We start from the raw sequence: 15,113 nt of genomic DNA, 5'->3' as shown, positions 1-15,113 counted from the left end.
CGATCAGGAGGGCAAGATAGAGCTCTCGGTCGATGTTGGAGCCGTCCTCGATATAGATGCGGTTGACCTGCTTGCCCGCCGGGCCAGTCTGCTTAGTTACAAGCGTGCGGCCCAGCATGCGCCTTGCCTCTTCGGCGGCCTCTTCCACGGAACGCGCCAGACGAACGCCACCGGCTTCACCGGCGCCTGCTTCCTTGAACTTGCCCTTGCCGCGCCCACCGGCATGGATCTGCGCCTTGACCACCCAGATCGGGCCATCAAGCGCGCCTGCGGCGGTCTTGGCCTCTTCGGCGCGCAAGACCACGCGACCATCCGACACCGGGGCGCCGTAAGAGCGAAGCAGGGCTTTCGCCTGATACTCATGGATATTCATCAAACTGTCCCGTTTTGCTGCGATTGGGACAGGTATACGCACATATTTCGCTGTATAATAAATCGTTTTTTTCGGAATGGCAGATTTTGGCGTAAAAATCGTCATTTTGTGATCACACGGATAAATCGTGTGATCACAAAATGAAATCCACCATGGCGGGATGGTTAAAAAGAATCAGGGCCGGACGTATGCCGGCCCTGATCCAAAGGGATGATTTCGCGCAATCATGCAAGCGAGGGGTCGATTTCCTTGCAGGCCTTGACGAGTCCTCTGACCGCATCGACGGACTTGTCGAACATGTCCTGCTCGTCCTTGGTGAGCTTGATGTTGACGATCCGCTCGATCCCGCCCGCGCCGATCACGGTAGGCACGCCGACATACATGTCCTTGAGGCCGAATTCACCATCGCAATAGGCAGCACAGGGCAGCACGCGCTTTTGATCCTTGAGATAGGCCTCTGCCATTTCGATGGCCGAGGTGGCGGGCGCATAGAAGGCCGACCCGGTCTTGAGCAGGCCTACGATTTCAGCGCCGCCGTCACGGGTGCGCTGCACGATCGCATCCAGTTTCTCTTGCGTGGTCCAGCCCATCTCGATCAGATCTGGCAGGGGAATGCCCGCCACGGTCGAATACCGCACCGAGGGCACCATGGTGTCGCCATGCCCACCCAGCACAAAGGCGGTGACATCCTTCATCGAGACGTTGAATTCGACGCTCAGGAAGTGACGGAAGCGGGCACTGTCCAGAACGCCGGCCATACCGCAGACCTTGTTCGCGGGCAGACCTGAGAATTTTTGAAGCGCCCAGACCATCGCATCGAGCGGGTTGGTGATGCAGATGACAAAGGCGTCGGGTGCGTTGGCGGCGATGCCCTCGCCCACGGATTTCATGACCTTGAGGTTGATCCCCAAAAGATCATCGCGGCTCATGCCCGGTTTGCGCGGTACGCCAGCGGTGACGATGCAGACATCGGCGCCCGCGATATCGGTGTAGGATTGTGTGCCCTTTAGCGAGGCGTCAAACCCTTCGGAGGGGCCGGATTCCGCGATATCGAGCGATTTGCCCTCGGGGGTGCCTTCTGCGATGTCGAACAGGACGATATCGCCCAATTCCTTCAGCGCGGCGAGATGGGCGAGGGTGCCACCAATCTGTCCGGCGCCGATCAGCGCAATCTTGGGTCTGGCCATTGGATCATTCTCCGTCGGTTGAAAAGTTGCGCTTGGGCGTAGTCTGAAATCTGTTCGCTTGCAAGGGTGCTGCACTGCGGCAGATTTGTTGAGCGGCTGTTGAATGCGGTCGTATACCGTTAAAGTGCTGACATCGGCAGGGTTTAGGGATCGGATCAATGAGTGGTGAAGTGATTGTAGTCGGGGTGTTCGCAGCCCTTCTTGCAGGGATTTCCAAGGGCGGTTTCGGGTCTGGTGCGTCTTTTGCCGGTGCGGCGATTCTGGCTCTCTTCGCGTCGCCGGGGGTGGCGCTCGGAATCATGCTGCCGATCTTGATGCTGATCGACATCGCGACTTTGCGCCCCTATTGGCGGCAATGGGGTGGGTTAGAGGTGACAATGCTGATCCTTGGCGGGGTGCCGGGGATCGCCCTCGGGGTGGTCTTCTATAGTGTTGCGGATGCAGATTTGTTGCGACTTTTGATTGGGGGCATCGCGCTTATTTTTGTGCTTTGGCAGACTGTGCTGCGGGCGGGGCTACTCAGGCGAGGACATCGCCCGTTTCCGGGTTGGATCGGAATGCTGGCTGGCCTTGTTGCGGGATTCACCAGTTTTGTCAGCCATGCCGGTGGGCCGCCAGCCGCCGTGTATCTGTTGTCGCGGGGGTTGGACAAGACGCGCTATCAGGCGACGACGGTGCTGATGTTTTTTGTTTTCAACATCGTCAAAGCAGTGCCTTACGGAATGCTCGGTCTCTTCACGCGAGACACGCTAATGACTGACCTCATCCTAGCCCCGTTCGCGCTCTTGGGGGCGTGGATCGGCGTGCGCGCGCACCGGATTATGCCGGAACGCGTGTTCTTTCTTGTCACCTACATTTTGCTCAGCGTGACGGGCACCAAATTGATCTGGGATGCTCTGATGTGAGCAACCAAGTCCGGCGAAACATTTGAAAAACAGGGTTTCAGACGTCGTTGCCCGATTTGGGCAAGGTGTTGATCATGGATTCGAAAGCCTGACCACTGGCAACGAGGCAGGTCATCCCATTGGCGCTTGTCACGGTCATGGTCCAGCTCCCGGATGTATCCGAGGCAAACATCTCGATCACGGCATTGTTCGCGGTAAGGCCCATGGATTGGCGCGTTTCGCCATAGGCATCGATCAGACGTTGCACCACAATGTCGCGCGGAGCACAGTTTTGCGATTGCGACAAGGCCGCCGTGCTCAAGAGCAGCGTTACACCGAGCCCGGGTATTAATCCTTTGATCATCAGTCATCCCCTTTAATTGGGTTGGCCCCTAGCCGTCACGCTGAAATCATGCCGAAACAGAGGTGAATAGTTGGTTAACAGGCTCACCTAAGCACTCGATCCTTGATCTTTGCTGCGATGCGGCGAGAATTTGCTTGAACATTTCCGCCAAAAAATGCCATTCCTGCGCAAGATTATTGCGACCAGTAGAATCCAGAAAAGGGCATACCCATGGACAGCAGCATGCATCCCTATCGTTCGGTGCTATACATCCCCAGCTCCAAGGAAAGAGCGTTAGAGAAGGCACGCGAACTGCCCACGGACGCAATCATCTTTGATCTGGAAGATGCTGTCGCACCCGATGCCAAGGCCGAGGCGCGCGCCACGCTCGCTGAAGCGTTGCGGCAGGGGGGGTATGGATATCGGTTCAAGATCGTGCGGATCAACGCGCTGACAACCGAATGGGGGCTGGAGGATGCCCGCGCCTTGCGCGATGCCGGTGCAGATGCGATCCTCTTGCCCAAGGTCAACACGCCCTCGGATATCGATAACCTGTCGGATGTGATTGGTGCCGACATGCCGGTCTGGACCATGATGGAAACCCCTGTCAGCGTATTCAATGCCCGTGAAATTGCGGCGCATCGTCAAGTAGCGGGGCTGGTGGCGGGCACCAATGACCTTATCAAGGATTTGGGCTGCCGGGTTCGTGCAGACCGCATGCCGCTCTGGACTGCTTTGCAGATGATCGTGATGGCCGCGCGCGCGGCAAGGATCGTGGCGGTAGACGGGGTTTATAACCGCTTTCGTGATGGGGACGGTCTCAAGTTCGAATGTGAGCAAGGTCGAGATCTGGGGTTTGATGGCAAGACTCTGATCCACCCGGCGCAGCTTGAGATCGCCAATACCGCTTTTGCGCCAACCAATTCGGAAATTGAACTGGCCCAACGTCAGATCGCAGCCTATGAAGAAAGCCGTGCCTCGGGGCAGGGGATTGCGGTGGTCGACGGGCAAATCGTCGAGAATTTGCATGTGGTGTCTGCACAACGCATCCTCGCCAAGGCGCAGGCGATACGGGAAATGGCAGCGGAGTAGCAACCATGTTTTACCTCATCCTTGGGTTGATCCTCTGGACGGCGGCACATCTTTTCAAGCGTGCGGCCCCGGAATTGCGTAACGGGATGGGAACGGCTGGCAAGGCGGTTGTTGCGCTCGGCATTTTGGCGGGACTCGTGTTGATGGTGATCGGCTATCGTCAGGCAGAGTTCATAAACATCTGGTATCCGCCGAGTTGGACCGTACACGTCAACAACCTGATGATGTTGGGTGCCGTTTTTCTTTACGGCATGAGCGCCACCAAGGGTCGGCTGCGTGGCGCGATGCGTCATCCACAACTGACGTCAGTCAAGGTCTGGGCTGTAGCACATTTGCTGGTCAATGGCGATTTGGCGTCTCTTGTGCTGTTTGGTGGGATGTTGGCTTGGGCGGTGCTTGAGGTTGTGATGATCAATCGCTCCGAGGATTGGGTGCGCCCCGCGCCGGGTGAGGCGAAAAAGGATATCGTGCTGGTGGTCATCACGGTGGTGATGTTCTTTGCAATAACCTTCATTCACAACTGGCTGGGTATCTGGCCGTTTCCGGGGTGAACCATGAAACTCTATCGTTTTCTTAGCGCCGACGACACGTCGGAGTTTTGCCACAAGGTCACAGCTGCGCTGAACAAAGGCTGGGAGCTTTATGGCGGACCAACCTATGCGTTTGACGCTGCGAACGGTGTGATGCGCTGTGGGCAGGCTGTCGTGAAAGAGAAAGACGGCAGTTATTCGCCTGATATGAAACTGGGAGAGCAGTGAGCATGAAGACGAATCCAGGCCGTTTCTTTGAGGATTACAGGCTTGGCGAAGTGATCCGCCATGCTGTCCCGCGCAGTGTCTCGGGCGGTGAACGCGCCCTCTATCATGCGCTCTATCCGGCTCGGCATGCGCTATATTCTTCCAACGAATTCGCACGCGCGAGCGGGCTACCGGACAGCCCGATCGATGATATGGCGGCGTTTCATATCGTCTTTGGCAAGTCAGTGCCGGATATCTCGATCAATGCCGTGGCCAATCTCGGCTATGCCGAGGCACGCTGGCTGCGCCCGGTCTATCCCGGCGATACGTTGCGTGCGCAATCCGAGGTGATAGGGCTGAAGCAAAACTCCTCGGGCAAGACGGGCGTTGTCTATGTGCGCACCACGGGGTTCAATCAGCATGACCTGCCGGTGATGGAGTTTGTTCGTTGGGTAATGGTGCGCAAGAACGATCTGGACGCCCCCGCGCCCGAACCGGTGGTTCCGCAAACAGTGCCGGTGGTCGATCCGGCGAATTTGGTCATTCCTGCGGGGCTCGATTTTACCAATTACGATTTCGGACTGGCTGGTGAGCCGCACCGCTGGGGTGATTACGAGATCGGAGAGCAGATCGACCATGTTGATGGTGTGACCATCGAAGAGGCCGAGCACATGATGGCGACGCGGCTCTGGCAAAATACCTCAAAGACCCATTTCGACGCCACGCCGCGCGCAGATGGCAAGCGTCTGATCTACGGCGGTCATGTGATCTCGATGGCGCGGGCACTGTCGTTCAATGGTCTTGCCAATGCTCAGATGATTGTGGCGATCAACGCAGGCAGCCATGCAAATCCCTGTTTTGCGGGCGATACCGTGCGCGCGTGGTCAGAGGTGCTTGGCCGTGCAGAGACCTCTGCGCCGGGCGTTGGCGCGCTTCGTTTGCGCTTGGTGGCAGCCAAAGGGGGGGCTCCCTTTACGCTGCGCGGTGAAGATGGCGCATATCTGCCGCATACTCTCTTGGATTTGGATTACTGGGTTTTGATGCCGAAGTAAGCGGGGATCAGAATTTGCGTAGGATTTCCTGCAAATCAGGCTCTGCCACAAGCTTTGCAGCCTTGCGCGGCGCAACCCACAGGCGGCGGCGCTCTCCTGCTTCGGGAAAATTGTCTCTGACTTCGCCTTTGCGCAGGCGGATCTTGAACAGGTCCGCCTCTACGGGCAAGGCCTTGCCGCTATCCAGTCCCTTGTCATAGGTAAAGCGACCGATATAGCGGGCCTTGTCAGCATCTGCGCGCACGCCTGCCTCTTCCCATGCTTCTTGAAGGGCGGACTGTGCAGCTGTCAAGCCTGCGATGGGCCAGCCTTTGGGCACAACCCAACGCCCGGAATCGCGACTGGTAATCAGCAAGACCTCCTTGTGTCCCTTGTGCTTGCGCCAGCACAAGGCCGCCACCTGTTTATTGGGCGGAGTCGGCGATGCTATGACCGCGCTAGGTACGGTCTTGGGAAGAACGCGGCTCATAAGATTTGCTCTGCTCGGGCAATATTGTTCTGACACTCATATAAAACGAAATGCGGCAGAATTCAAATCACGGGATGTTGCGTGGTTTTGCACGCAATGTGGGGTCGGCCTGTGTCGGATCTTCGGGCCACGGGTGACGTGGATAGCGTCCACGCATATCCTTGCGCACATCTGCATAGGAACTCGCCCAGAAGCCGGGAATGTCGAGTGTGGTCTGAACCGGACGGTTGCCCGGCGACAGCAACGTGACGCGAAGCGGCGTGCGCCCAACCGTGGGGTGGATCGTCTGACCGAACATTTCCTGCAAGCGCAACGTGATTTCCGGGTGTTCACCGCTATAGTCGATTGGGATTTTGCGCCCGAGAGGCGTGCTGAACTGTGCTGGCGCTGCACGATCCAGCATCTGCATCTCATCCCAGTTCAGCCGTGCGCGCAGGGCGTCCTGCATGTCAAAGCGCTTCCAGTCTTGCGCGGTCCTGACCCCCCTGAGATACGGCAGGAGCCAGTCCTCTAGCGTGTCAATCAGGGCTGTTTCCGTCATGTCCGGCAGCGCCTCACCGCCGTCACGCAGCAATTGCACACGCGCAGCAAACCGGCGGGCAGGATCCGTCCACGAAAGCCCCAGATCGCGCACCCCATCCAACATGGCCCGCGCGACCGTGTCTTCGGGTGCGTCCTTCCAATGGCGATCATCAAGCACAAGCGCGCCGAGCCGTTCCTGACGGCGCGCAATCACACGCCGTTCACGTTTGTCCCAGAGGCAGACATCTTGCCACGCAATGCTATCGGCAAAGAGCCCGCGAATTTCGGCCTCCGAGATTGCGATGGCCTGTCGGATGCGCGCCTCGCGCGGGTTGCCGTCCAGGTCGGTTGCCACGATCAGGCGTGTCTGTCCCATCGGATCGCCCTCAGGCAGGATCGCTCCTTTGCCACCCGACAGCACATATCGCGGTTCATCGCCTTTGCGTCGCAGGCCGATACGGTCGGGATAGGCAAGAGCCGCGCATTCGGCATCACTCATCTCATTAATTTTTTTGCCGACTGATTGCGATTCCAGTCGCCGCGATTCAACCTTAATCCGTTCAACTGTCCCGCGGTTGGCAGGATGGGAATGCTGCGCCTCGTAACCGCGCAGATCGCGTAGGGCTGTCAGCCGCAGCGACAGATCCACTGGTGCGCTCCGGCTCAATGGATCACGTTCGGCCAAGAGTGCGGCTATCAAAGCCGCTTTTGGACCGGCACAGGTCAGCATATGCGCCAGACGTGGATGCAACGGTATGGCAGCAAGTCTCTTGCCGTGAGCGGTGATCCGACCCGCAGCATCAAGGACACCTATAAGGCGCAAAAGCGCCTGAGCCTCGGCATAGGCGCCGGGGTTGGGCGGTGTCAGAAGTGGAAGGTCTTCGGGCGCCGCCCCCCAGAGCGCCATTTCCAACGCCAGCCCGGCCAGATCTACGGCCTCGATCTCGGCAGGGGGAAAGGCCTGCAATGCTCCTTCCTCGCCTTTGGTCCAAAGACGATAGCAGCGCCCTTTGGCGACCCGTCCCGCACGGCCTGCCCGCTGTGTCGCCTCAGCCCGGGTCACGGGCTCTGTCACCAGCCGTGACATTCCACTGCCCGGATCGAACCGCGCGCGTCGGGAACGACCTCCGTCAATGACAACGCGAATATCCTCGATGGTGAGCGAGGTTTCGGCAATGGCTGTAGCCAACACCACCTTGCGCCCCTCCAACATTGGGGCGATGGCCGCGCGCTGTGCCGCAAACTCCATCGCCCCAAAGAGTGGACGTAAATGGCAATCGCGTGGCAGGCGCGGTCGCAGCAATGCCTCCAAACGGCGAATTTCCGCCTCGCCAGGTAAAAACACGAGCAAGGCTCCGTCTGTTTCGGCCACCGCCTCGACCACCAAATCCGCCAATGCTTCCTCAAACCTTAGCGTCTTGGGCCGGGGCCGATCACGCCAGTGTATTTCAACCGGATAGCTGCGTCCCTCTGAGGTGATGATCGGCACATCCCCCATAAGACACGAGACCGGTGCGGCGTCCAGTGTGGCGGACATGACCAGAAGGATCAGATCCTCGCGCAATGCGCCCGCCACTTCGAGGCAGAGGGCAAGGCCCAGATCAGCATTGAGTGAGCGTTCATGGAACTCGTCAAAGATGACCGCCCCCACACCTGTGAGCCCCGGATCAGATTGGATCATCCGGGTAAGAATGCCCTCTGTCACCACTTCGATACGGGTTTGTGGCCCGACACGCGCCTCGCCTCTCATCCTGTAACCAACCGTTTGACCGGGTTTTTCACCAAGGCTCTGCGCCATGCGCTCGGCTGCGGCACGGGTTGCAAGGCGGCGCGGTTCCAACATCAGGATGCGCCCGGCGGTTAGCCCGGCCTCCAGTATCTTGAGCGGTACAACCGTGGTCTTTCCTGCGCCTGGTGGTGCCTGAAGCACGCAGCGGCGCTGTGCGCGCAACGCGTCGAGCAGTGCGGGAATGGCATCATGGATGGGAAGAACAGGCGTCATGGCGCTGTTATCGGGTATCGTTGCGCTCTTGGCCAGAGGGTCCGCCATGGCCAAGAGGTCATCTTGTTCCAAAGGTTCCAATGCTGAACATGGCGCGCACGGTGTGCTTTTGAGTATTTTGAGAACGATGAAAGCAAAGAACGCCGTCTGCTCTCTGGTCTGGACAAGGGCGGGCGGGCCAAGGCATGAAGGCAGACGACAAGCATAGGGGCAGCGCATGGATATTGCAGATCTCGAACAGAGGATCATTGCCGGGGATCGGCGGGCTCTGGCACGTGCGATCACGCTGATCGAGAGTGCTCGGCCCGATCACCGCGCGCAAGCTGCTGACCTCATGGAGGCGTTGAAAAGCGTTGAAAAGCAGGCCGTTCGAATTGGCTTGTCGGGCACACCCGGAGTGGGGAAATCCACTTTTATCGAGAGTTTCGGGATGATGCTAACCGGGCAGGGGTTGCGGGTGGCGGTGTTGGCAGTTGACCCGTCCTCGGCACGCTCGGGCGGTTCGATCCTTGGCGACAAAACACGGATGGAGCGGCTGAGCCGTGATCCGGCGGCGTTTATCCGTCCATCGCCCAGCCAGAGCCATTTGGGTGGGGTTGCGCGGCGCACGCGCGAGGCTGTGGCGCTGTGTGAGGCGGCAGGCTTCGACGTGGTGCTGATCGAGACGGTCGGTGTTGGTCAATCCGAGACCGTGGTTGCGGAAATGTCTGATATTTTTGTGCTTTTGCTGGCTCCGGCAGGCGGCGACGAGCTGCAGGGCGTCAAGCGCGGAATCATGGAAATGGCGGATCTCATTCTGGTGAACAAGGCCGATGGAGACCTGAAACCGGCAGCGATGCGGACCTGCTCGGATTATTCGGGAGCTTTGCGGTTGCTGCGCAAGCGGCCGCAGGACCCGGAGGGCTATCCCAAGGCGATGACCGTATCGGCATTGCAGGATGAGGGGTTGCAAAAGGCTTGGGACGAGATGACAGCTCTGGTCGATTGGCGACGGAAGACTGGGCACTTTGAGGGGCGGCGCGCCGAGCAGGCGCGCTATTGGTTCGCGCAAGAGGTGCGTCAGGGGCTATTGTCGCAGTTGGAGGCTACGGGTGCAAAGGCCCTGATGCAGGATTATGCGGCGCGTGTGGCGGCTGGGAGCATGACCCCATCCGTTGCCGCCTCTGAGGTGTTACAACAACTCAAAAGCTGATATCTATTTGCTTTCAGGGGGTTGTATGTAAACCCCTTCTGGCAGATCGAGTGCGGCCCGGAGGTCACGCAGCTGAGCAATCGACACGGTGATCTTGTTTGTACTGTCGGTGCGAGGGTCGTATTGCTCGATTGTCACACATTCCTCGAACGCATTTATAATCACGTCCTCACCCAAGGGTGCCGAACCCTCGTCCACAAGGGTGATCACGGTGGCGTCAAATTCATGCTCGATGGAAAACATGCTGACAGACTACCGTGTTGGCGAGTCTTTGCAAGGGGGCATGCTGGTGATTGAAACTGCTGTAAGATTGGTGAAACCCTGTTAGAACAAAGGAATACTTGGGCTGGCACTGAGGGTTTTAAATGCGGTGGATGTCATTGTTGGGTCTGATTGCGATGACGGGCTGTGTCGAGGTCGTCGAACAAGGACAGGTCAATCGTCCGGCACCTCAAGTGTCAGCGCGACCTGTGGCAACGGCCCCGACGCGCGCGCAGGTGGAGCAATTTATCTCTGTTGTTCAAAGAGTTGAGCCCGTGGCAGAGCGGGAATGCCGTGCCCGGGCCCCGCGGAATAATTGCGATTTCAGGATCGTGGTGGATGATCGGCCGGGACAACCGCCGAATGCCTATCAGACATTGGATCGCACTGGGCAACCCATTTTGGCGTTCACTTTGCCACTGATTGCGCAAGTGCGTAATCGCGACGAACTGGCCTTTGTTATGGGACACGAGGCTGCACACCACATTTCGGGTCACATTCCAAGGCAGCAACAAAATGCTGCGGCGGGTGCGGTCCTTTTGGGGGGGCTGGCGGCGATCACGGGGGCGAGCCAGACCGTGGTGGATCAGGCGATTGACATCGGGGCCGGCGTGGGCGCGCGGAGTTACTCCAAGAATTTCGAGCTGGAAGCTGATGCCTTGGGTACTGTGATCACCCACCGGGCGGGGTATAATCCAGTAAAAGGTGCTGAATTCTTTACACAAATTCCAGACCCCGGTAATCGGTTTCTGGGCACGCACCCGCCAAATGCGCAGAGGATAGACACCGTGCGGCGGGTGGCGGCCGGGCTTTGAGATGCGGCAATTGAAGGGAGTCGTCAGTGACCGGGGGTCGAGCTATGCGGTCTCGGGCGGGGCGGCCCATAATCGCGAAGCTGTGGATGAATTCCTCAAGATATTGAAAAAAGACAAGAAATTTTTCCGTGCCACGCATAACACCTGGGCTGTTTTGCTTGGTGATGGTACTCCGCTCAAAGGCGATGATGGCGAGGCAGGGGCGGGACAAGTGATCCTGCGTATGCTGGAGCGGGCCAATTTGCGCGATCATGTCGTGGTTGTAACCCGTTGGTATGGTGGGAAAAAACTGGGCGGTGACCGGTTCAGGCATGTCCAGGATTGCGTGCGGGCCTACTTGGACGAAATCATCGATTGATCTAGGTCAAAGTGGGAGGTGAGATTCGGAGTCAGAGTGGCACTGCAGTAAAGGGGGCAATCGGATGCAAAGCATTAGGACTCTGAAACGTCATGCGCAGTTGGTGGATCAGATGGCCAACAGGATGGGCGTTGATTTTGAACAGAAAATTATGGAAGGACAAATGGCGGTAGAAACCTTGGGCGACATTGTTCTGGCCTGCACGGGCTGTTCAAATCCCGAGGCCTGTGAGGTTTGGCTCGCGAAGAATAGCGCGGCGACGGCGACACCGGAATGCTGCCGCAATAGCGATGTGTTTGCACTGTTGAAGGCAGGTAAACGCGTCTGATTAAAAGGTACAAACTGTACAGGGTGTACACGGTTTGTGTACGCAATAGACGCCCGTGCCTCTGGGTCAGAGGCGCGTCGCGATAGCGGACGCGATTCCGAGGAAAAAGCACGCGCTCGCCAAGGCTACGAAGAGGTGCCAGATGGCATTTGAAAAGCGCAGACGTTCCCATGCATAAAATACTACACCGCCAGTGTAGAGCAGCCCCCCCGCCAGCAGCAGGGCGAGGCTGTGCCCCGGCAAAACCGATACCAGCGGTATGAAAAGCGCGACGCCAATCCAGCCGAGCGCCACATAGGGCAACCAGCCGGTGGACATCTGGCCGCGCTTGGCCATCATCTTGGTCGCGGCCCCAAAGATCGCGAGCAGCCAGACCAAGGCGAGAATTGCATAACCAAAGGCTGTCCCCAAAAGCACGCTGAGCGGGGTGAAGGTGCCGGCGATTTTCACATAGATGGCAGCATGATCCAGACGACGCAGGATCGGCCGCGCGGTGGTATGGGCATAGAGGTGATAGGCGGCAGACGCCCCCAGCATCATCAGCAATGCGGCGGAATAAACGAGGGTCGAGGCCAGAGTGACCCCGTCCATGCGCAATGCCCACATGGCGAAGAGCACCCCGATCCCGATCAGCGCCGCGAAGAGGCCAGCGATGTGCACTGCGCCATCAGCGAGGCGTTCGGCACGTGAATACTTAGGGTAGGACATGTCGATCATCCGTTCGGTTTGACAGATCACTCTTAACTTTCTCACAATATAACGGAGTGTGCTCAAGATTCATGGCGAATTGAGGGTGACGTCAGGGCAGTATTCCGACGATCTGGTGAAAAATCGAGTCGCACCTTGGAGCAGGATTTGCGATACTAATCTGAGCGACAAAGGAGTGTGATCATGCATCGCCGTCTTGTTTTGCAGGCTTTTTGCGCCGTCATGCTGGCCTTGGCAGTGCCCGCCATGGCACAGCCGGTTCGGCTGACTGCGGCAGAAGTGCAAGCCTTGCTGTCGGGAAATACCATTGATGGCAACTGGGCGGGCACGGCGTATCAGCAATTTTTCAATGCGGATGGCAGCACGGTTTTCGTGCTTGCCGATGGGCGCAGAGATGAAGGGCGCTGGCGTGTGAACCCCGACACGAATGATTACGAAAGTTGGTGGCGTAGCACGGGATGGACGCCCTATGCGATGGTGCGCACCGAGGCGGGTGGGCTTGCCTGGATCAACGGCGAGCAGTTGGAACCGTTTGAGGTGTTGCCCGGCCGTCAGATGGAGTGAGGAGGCGACGCGTTGCCGCCGGTGCCGCGCCGATGCGAGGATTTTCCAAGGCCTTTCGGGGTCCAATGAATCACCGAAAGGCCTTGGTTATCTGTTTGAACGAAGTTTTGGAGTACTTCAGTTCACCAAATTCGCCGGGGTTTCTCCGGCAAAGAAGGCGCGCAGGTTTTCGACCGCCATCAGCCCCATGGCCTCGCGCACTTCGAGGGCTGCGGTGCCCAGATGCGGCAGGAGCGCCACGTTTTCCATTGCCTTGAGGGCCTCGGGCACGATCGGTTCCTGCTCGTAAACATCGAGCCCAGCCCCGGCGATCTGACCTTTTTGCAGAGCGGCGATCAAGGCGGCCTCATCCACCACATCACCGCGCGCGATATTGATGAAATGCGCAGTTGGGCGCATGGCCTCAAATATCGCGGCATTGAGCAGGTGTCGGGTTTCGGCCCCGCCGGGCACGGCGACAACGAGGAAATCCGCTGCGGCGGCCACTGCGTCAATCGAGGCGAGTTGCCGGGCCTCGAAGTCGAGCGGTTTGGGCGAGCGGTTATGATAGACAACCTGCATGCCAAAGCCAAAATGACAGCGCCGGGCGATGGCCTGACCGATGCGGCCCATGCCCACGATGCCCACGGTCCGCCCCGTCACATGCAGCCCGAGCATCTGTGTGGGGTTCCAGCCCGGCCATTTGCCCGACCGCACCAGACGATCCCCTTCGCCTGCTCGGCGTGCGGACATAAGCATCAGGGTCATGGCAATATCGGCGGTCGCGTCGGTCACTGCGCCGGGGGTGTTGGTCACGGCAATGCCCACGGCGCGGGCGGCGGCCACGTCGATGTGATTATAGCCTACACCGAAATTGGCGAGGATTCGGCAGCGAGAATTCTCGGCCTCGGTAAAGACATCGGCCTGGAACATATCGCCCAGCGTGGGGAGGATGCCGTCATAGAGCGCCAGCGCGCCGCGCATCTGCCCCGGTTTGAGGGGGGTGTTGTCGTCGCGGGTCTCGACGTCGAAATGGCTACGGGCGGCGTCGAGTACGCGGTCCGGCATGGGGCGGGTCAGAAGGATCCGTTTCAATGCAGTCTTTCTCCTAGGGGAACATCCTGATCCGGGCCTATCAGAACGATTTCGCCATTGCTATCGCTGAGCCCGAGCACGAGGATTTCTGATCGGAATTTGCCGATCTGGCGGGGGGGGAAATTGACCACGGCCAGCACCTGACGCCCGATCAGGCGCTCGGGTGTGTAATGCGCGGTGATCTGGGCGCTCGATTTCTTTTCACCAAGATCAGGTCCGAAATCGACCCAGAGCTTGATCGCGGGTTTGCGCGCCTCGGGATAGGGTTCGGCGCGGGTCACACGACCGACGCGGATGTCCACATTGAGGAAGTCGTCAAAGGTGATCTCAGCCATTGCGCAGCTCCCGCGATCGGTCGGCGGCGGCGGCGACCGTCTTTTGCATCAGGGGGGGCAGGCCGGTGTCGGTGTTCATCAGCACCTCAAGCCCGGCTTGGGTGGTGCCATTGGGGCTGGTCACGTTTTGCCGGAGTTGCGCGGGGGTCTCCTCGGCGGCTTCGGCCAAGGCCCCGGCCCCTGCGACGGTGGCTTGGGCCAATTGCAGGGAAAGCGCGGGCGAGAGGCCTTGGGCAATGCCCGCTTGCGTCATGCATTCGATCATGTGGAACACATAAGCAGGGCCCGACCCCGAGAGGCCGGTGACTGCGTCCATCTGATCCTCGTGATCGAGCCTGACCACCTGACCCACGGCGCGCAGCAGGGTTTCAGCAAGATCGAGATGGGCGGCGCTGGCATGGGCGTTGCCGATGATCGCGGTGATACCGCGCGCCACGGCGGCGGGGGTGTTGGGCATGGCGCGGATGATCGGGGTTTGCGTGCCAAGTGTCTGTTCAAAAGAGGAAATCGGTGTGCCAGCGGCGACCGAGACGAACAGTGTCGTTCCGTTTCCCATGGCGGCAAGAGTTGGCAGCGCCGCGCCCATCATCTGCGGTTTGACCGCGACGAGGACGATGGCGGGCTGGGCGGGCAGGTCGGTGTTGAGATGCACCCCGGTGCCGCGCAGCCAGTCCGAGGGGTTGGGATCATTGACCCAGACGGACGCGGACGGCAATCCCCCCGCGAGCCAGCCTTGCAACATGGCGCTTCCCATCTTGCCACAGCCTAGTAAAACAAGACCTTTTTCGGCCAGATCGTCCATCGTCATGGTGGTGCC

Annotated in this window: 20 protein-coding genes; 10 read left to right on the top strand and 10 right to left on the bottom strand. The window is 59.0% G+C overall.

Features of this window, described 5'->3' with window-relative positions; translation table 11 throughout:
- Together ACN0SW_RS18215 and mdh are read right to left on the bottom strand one after the other, a co-directional pair.
- A partial coding sequence (locus ACN0SW_RS18215) for an ATP-grasp domain-containing protein (protein WP_417729356.1) occupies positions 1 to 373 on the bottom strand: 373 nt, incomplete at its 3' end.
- A 224-nt stretch (positions 374 to 597) separates the two neighbouring features.
- Positions 598 to 1,560, bottom strand: coding sequence for a malate dehydrogenase (gene mdh, locus ACN0SW_RS18210; protein ID WP_417729355.1), 963 nt, complete (start codon positions 1,558 to 1,560; stop codon positions 598 to 600).
- Between the two features lie 158 nt (positions 1,561 to 1,718).
- On the opposite strand from mdh, the gene ACN0SW_RS18205 reads away from it, so the two are divergent.
- Positions 1,719 to 2,465 carry a sulfite exporter TauE/SafE family protein gene (locus ACN0SW_RS18205; protein WP_417729354.1) on the top strand — a complete coding sequence of 249 codons (747 nt, stop codon included), beginning with the start codon at positions 1,719 to 1,721 and terminating at the stop codon, positions 2,463 to 2,465.
- Between the two features lie 37 nt (positions 2,466 to 2,502).
- Here ACN0SW_RS18205 and ACN0SW_RS18200 read toward each other — a convergent pair whose 3' ends face one another.
- Positions 2,503 to 2,808: a hypothetical protein gene (locus ACN0SW_RS18200; RefSeq protein ID WP_417729353.1), complete on the bottom strand. Its 306-nt coding sequence runs from the start codon at positions 2,806 to 2,808 to the stop codon at positions 2,503 to 2,505.
- A gap of 210 nt (positions 2,809 to 3,018) precedes the next feature.
- Here ACN0SW_RS18200 and ACN0SW_RS18195 point away from each other — a divergent pair, with 210 nt between their 5' ends.
- Genes ACN0SW_RS18195 through ACN0SW_RS18180 form a run of 4 tightly spaced genes read left to right on the top strand, consistent with a single transcriptional unit; the run spans position 3,019 to position 5,668 of the window.
- Positions 3,019 to 3,879: an HpcH/HpaI aldolase/citrate lyase family protein gene (locus ACN0SW_RS18195; RefSeq protein WP_417729352.1), complete on the top strand. Its 861-nt coding sequence runs from the start codon at positions 3,019 to 3,021 to the stop codon at positions 3,877 to 3,879.
- A 5-nt stretch (positions 3,880 to 3,884) separates the two neighbouring features.
- Positions 3,885 to 4,430 (top strand): NnrU family protein, encoded by a 546-nt coding sequence (locus tag ACN0SW_RS18190; RefSeq protein ID WP_417729351.1) that lies wholly within the window; start codon positions 3,885 to 3,887, stop codon positions 4,428 to 4,430.
- Positions 4,431 to 4,433: 3 nt separating this feature from the next.
- Complete coding sequence (locus ACN0SW_RS18185; protein ID WP_417729350.1) at positions 4,434 to 4,637, top strand: DUF1737 domain-containing protein; 204 nt, start codon at positions 4,434 to 4,436, stop codon at positions 4,635 to 4,637.
- A 2-nt stretch (positions 4,638 to 4,639) separates the two neighbouring features.
- A complete protein-coding gene (locus ACN0SW_RS18180) occupies positions 4,640 to 5,668 on the top strand; it encodes a MaoC family dehydratase (RefSeq protein ID WP_417729349.1) in 1,029 nt (342 codons plus the stop codon).
- Between the two features lie 7 nt (positions 5,669 to 5,675).
- Here ACN0SW_RS18180 and ACN0SW_RS18175 read toward each other — a convergent pair whose 3' ends face one another.
- Both ACN0SW_RS18175 and hrpB read right to left on the bottom strand, forming a co-directional pair.
- Positions 5,676 to 6,137, bottom strand: a complete 462-nt coding sequence (locus tag ACN0SW_RS18175; protein ID WP_417729348.1) for an NUDIX hydrolase — start codon at positions 6,135 to 6,137, stop codon at positions 5,676 to 5,678.
- A 67-nt stretch (positions 6,138 to 6,204) separates the two neighbouring features.
- Positions 6,205 to 8,709, bottom strand: coding sequence for an ATP-dependent helicase HrpB (hrpB, locus tag ACN0SW_RS18170; RefSeq protein WP_417729347.1), 2,505 nt, complete (start codon positions 8,707 to 8,709; stop codon positions 6,205 to 6,207).
- Between the two features lie 169 nt (positions 8,710 to 8,878).
- Between hrpB and meaB the strand changes: the two genes are divergently transcribed.
- Complete coding sequence (gene meaB, locus ACN0SW_RS18165; protein ID WP_417729346.1) at positions 8,879 to 9,853, top strand: methylmalonyl Co-A mutase-associated GTPase MeaB; 975 nt, start codon at positions 8,879 to 8,881, stop codon at positions 9,851 to 9,853.
- A 3-nt stretch (positions 9,854 to 9,856) separates the two neighbouring features.
- On the opposite strand, the gene ACN0SW_RS18160 is transcribed toward meaB, so the two are convergent.
- Complete coding sequence (locus ACN0SW_RS18160; protein ID WP_417729345.1) at positions 9,857 to 10,096, bottom strand: hypothetical protein; 240 nt, start codon at positions 10,094 to 10,096, stop codon at positions 9,857 to 9,859.
- Positions 10,097 to 10,218: 122 nt separating this feature from the next.
- Between ACN0SW_RS18160 and ACN0SW_RS18155 the strand changes: the two genes are divergently transcribed.
- From ACN0SW_RS18155 to ACN0SW_RS18145, 3 genes are all read left to right on the top strand, one after another.
- On the top strand, positions 10,219 to 10,929 hold the full coding sequence (locus ACN0SW_RS18155) for a M48 family metallopeptidase (RefSeq protein ID WP_417729344.1): 711 nt from the start codon (positions 10,219 to 10,221) through the stop codon (positions 10,927 to 10,929).
- 1 nt (position 10,930) lies between these two features.
- Positions 10,931 to 11,287: a YigZ family protein gene (locus tag ACN0SW_RS18150; RefSeq protein WP_417729343.1), complete on the top strand. Its 357-nt coding sequence runs from the start codon at positions 10,931 to 10,933 to the stop codon at positions 11,285 to 11,287.
- Between the two features lie 64 nt (positions 11,288 to 11,351).
- Positions 11,352 to 11,615, top strand: coding sequence for a DUF6455 family protein (locus ACN0SW_RS18145; RefSeq protein ID WP_417729342.1), 264 nt, complete (start codon positions 11,352 to 11,354; stop codon positions 11,613 to 11,615).
- Between the two features lie 66 nt (positions 11,616 to 11,681).
- On the opposite strand, the gene trhA is transcribed toward ACN0SW_RS18145, so the two are convergent.
- The gene (trhA, locus tag ACN0SW_RS18140; RefSeq protein ID WP_417729341.1) at positions 11,682 to 12,323 is read right to left on the bottom strand and encodes a PAQR family membrane homeostasis protein TrhA; all 642 of its coding nucleotides are present in this window, start codon (positions 12,321 to 12,323) and stop codon (positions 11,682 to 11,684) included.
- A 183-nt stretch (positions 12,324 to 12,506) separates the two neighbouring features.
- Between trhA and ACN0SW_RS18135 the strand changes: the two genes are divergently transcribed.
- Positions 12,507 to 12,887 carry a hypothetical protein gene (locus tag ACN0SW_RS18135; protein ID WP_417729340.1) on the top strand — a complete coding sequence of 127 codons (381 nt, stop codon included), beginning with the start codon at positions 12,507 to 12,509 and terminating at the stop codon, positions 12,885 to 12,887.
- Positions 12,888 to 13,004: 117 nt separating this feature from the next.
- On the opposite strand, the gene ACN0SW_RS18130 is transcribed toward ACN0SW_RS18135, so the two are convergent.
- The 3 genes from ACN0SW_RS18130 to proC are packed head-to-tail and all read right to left on the bottom strand — an operon-like array spanning position 13,005 to position 15,104.
- Complete coding sequence (locus tag ACN0SW_RS18130) at positions 13,005 to 13,961, bottom strand: 2-hydroxyacid dehydrogenase (RefSeq protein WP_417729339.1); 957 nt, start codon at positions 13,959 to 13,961, stop codon at positions 13,005 to 13,007.
- Positions 13,958 to 14,296, bottom strand: a complete 339-nt coding sequence (locus ACN0SW_RS18125; RefSeq protein ID WP_417729338.1) for a tRNA-binding protein — start codon at positions 14,294 to 14,296, stop codon at positions 13,958 to 13,960. The genes ACN0SW_RS18130 and ACN0SW_RS18125 overlap by 4 nt, the downstream gene beginning before the upstream one ends.
- Positions 14,289 to 15,104, bottom strand: coding sequence for a pyrroline-5-carboxylate reductase (gene proC / locus ACN0SW_RS18120; protein ID WP_417729337.1), 816 nt, complete (start codon positions 15,102 to 15,104; stop codon positions 14,289 to 14,291). The genes ACN0SW_RS18125 and proC overlap by 8 nt, the downstream gene beginning before the upstream one ends.
- Between the last annotated feature and the right edge of the window lie 9 nt (positions 15,105 to 15,113).

It is taken from the genome of Roseovarius sp., assembly GCF_048262375.1.
In the GTDB taxonomy this organism is placed as follows: Bacteria; Pseudomonadota; Alphaproteobacteria; order Rhodobacterales; family Rhodobacteraceae; genus Roseovarius.
Note: the sequence above shows the minus strand (reverse complement) of the source record. Positions and strands in the feature narration are given on the sequence as shown.

Coding starts and splice junctions, on each gene's coding strand:
- ACN0SW_RS18160 (WP_417729345.1), bottom strand. CDS start 10,096: ATGTTTTCCATCGAGCATGAATTTGACGCCACCGTGATCACCCTTGTG.
- meaB (WP_417729346.1), top strand. CDS start 8,879: ATGGATATTGCAGATCTCGAACAGAGGATCATTGCCGGGGATCGGCGG.
- ACN0SW_RS18125 (WP_417729338.1), bottom strand. CDS start 14,296: ATGGCTGAGATCACCTTTGACGACTTCCTCAATGTGGACATCCGCGTC.
- ACN0SW_RS18185 (WP_417729350.1), top strand. CDS start 4,434: ATGAAACTCTATCGTTTTCTTAGCGCCGACGACACGTCGGAGTTTTGC.
- ACN0SW_RS18200 (WP_417729353.1), bottom strand. CDS start 2,808: ATGATCAAAGGATTAATACCCGGGCTCGGTGTAACGCTGCTCTTGAGC.
- ACN0SW_RS18205 (WP_417729354.1), top strand. CDS start 1,719: ATGAGTGGTGAAGTGATTGTAGTCGGGGTGTTCGCAGCCCTTCTTGCA.
- ACN0SW_RS18190 (WP_417729351.1), top strand. CDS start 3,885: ATGTTTTACCTCATCCTTGGGTTGATCCTCTGGACGGCGGCACATCTT.
- ACN0SW_RS18135 (WP_417729340.1), top strand. CDS start 12,507: ATGCATCGCCGTCTTGTTTTGCAGGCTTTTTGCGCCGTCATGCTGGCC.
- ACN0SW_RS18180 (WP_417729349.1), top strand. CDS start 4,640: ATGAAGACGAATCCAGGCCGTTTCTTTGAGGATTACAGGCTTGGCGAA.
- mdh (WP_417729355.1), bottom strand. CDS start 1,560: ATGGCCAGACCCAAGATTGCGCTGATCGGCGCCGGACAGATTGGTGGC.
- ACN0SW_RS18155 (WP_417729344.1), top strand. CDS start 10,219: ATGCGGTGGATGTCATTGTTGGGTCTGATTGCGATGACGGGCTGTGTC.
- ACN0SW_RS18150 (WP_417729343.1), top strand. CDS start 10,931: ATGCGGCAATTGAAGGGAGTCGTCAGTGACCGGGGGTCGAGCTATGCG.
- proC (WP_417729337.1), bottom strand. CDS start 15,104: ATGACGATGGACGATCTGGCCGAAAAAGGTCTTGTTTTACTAGGCTGT.
- trhA (WP_417729341.1), bottom strand. CDS start 12,323: ATGTCCTACCCTAAGTATTCACGTGCCGAACGCCTCGCTGATGGCGCA.
- ACN0SW_RS18175 (WP_417729348.1), bottom strand. CDS start 6,137: ATGAGCCGCGTTCTTCCCAAGACCGTACCTAGCGCGGTCATAGCATCG.
- ACN0SW_RS18145 (WP_417729342.1), top strand. CDS start 11,352: ATGCAAAGCATTAGGACTCTGAAACGTCATGCGCAGTTGGTGGATCAG.
- ACN0SW_RS18195 (WP_417729352.1), top strand. CDS start 3,019: ATGGACAGCAGCATGCATCCCTATCGTTCGGTGCTATACATCCCCAGC.
- hrpB (WP_417729347.1), bottom strand. CDS start 8,709: ATGGCGGACCCTCTGGCCAAGAGCGCAACGATACCCGATAACAGCGCC.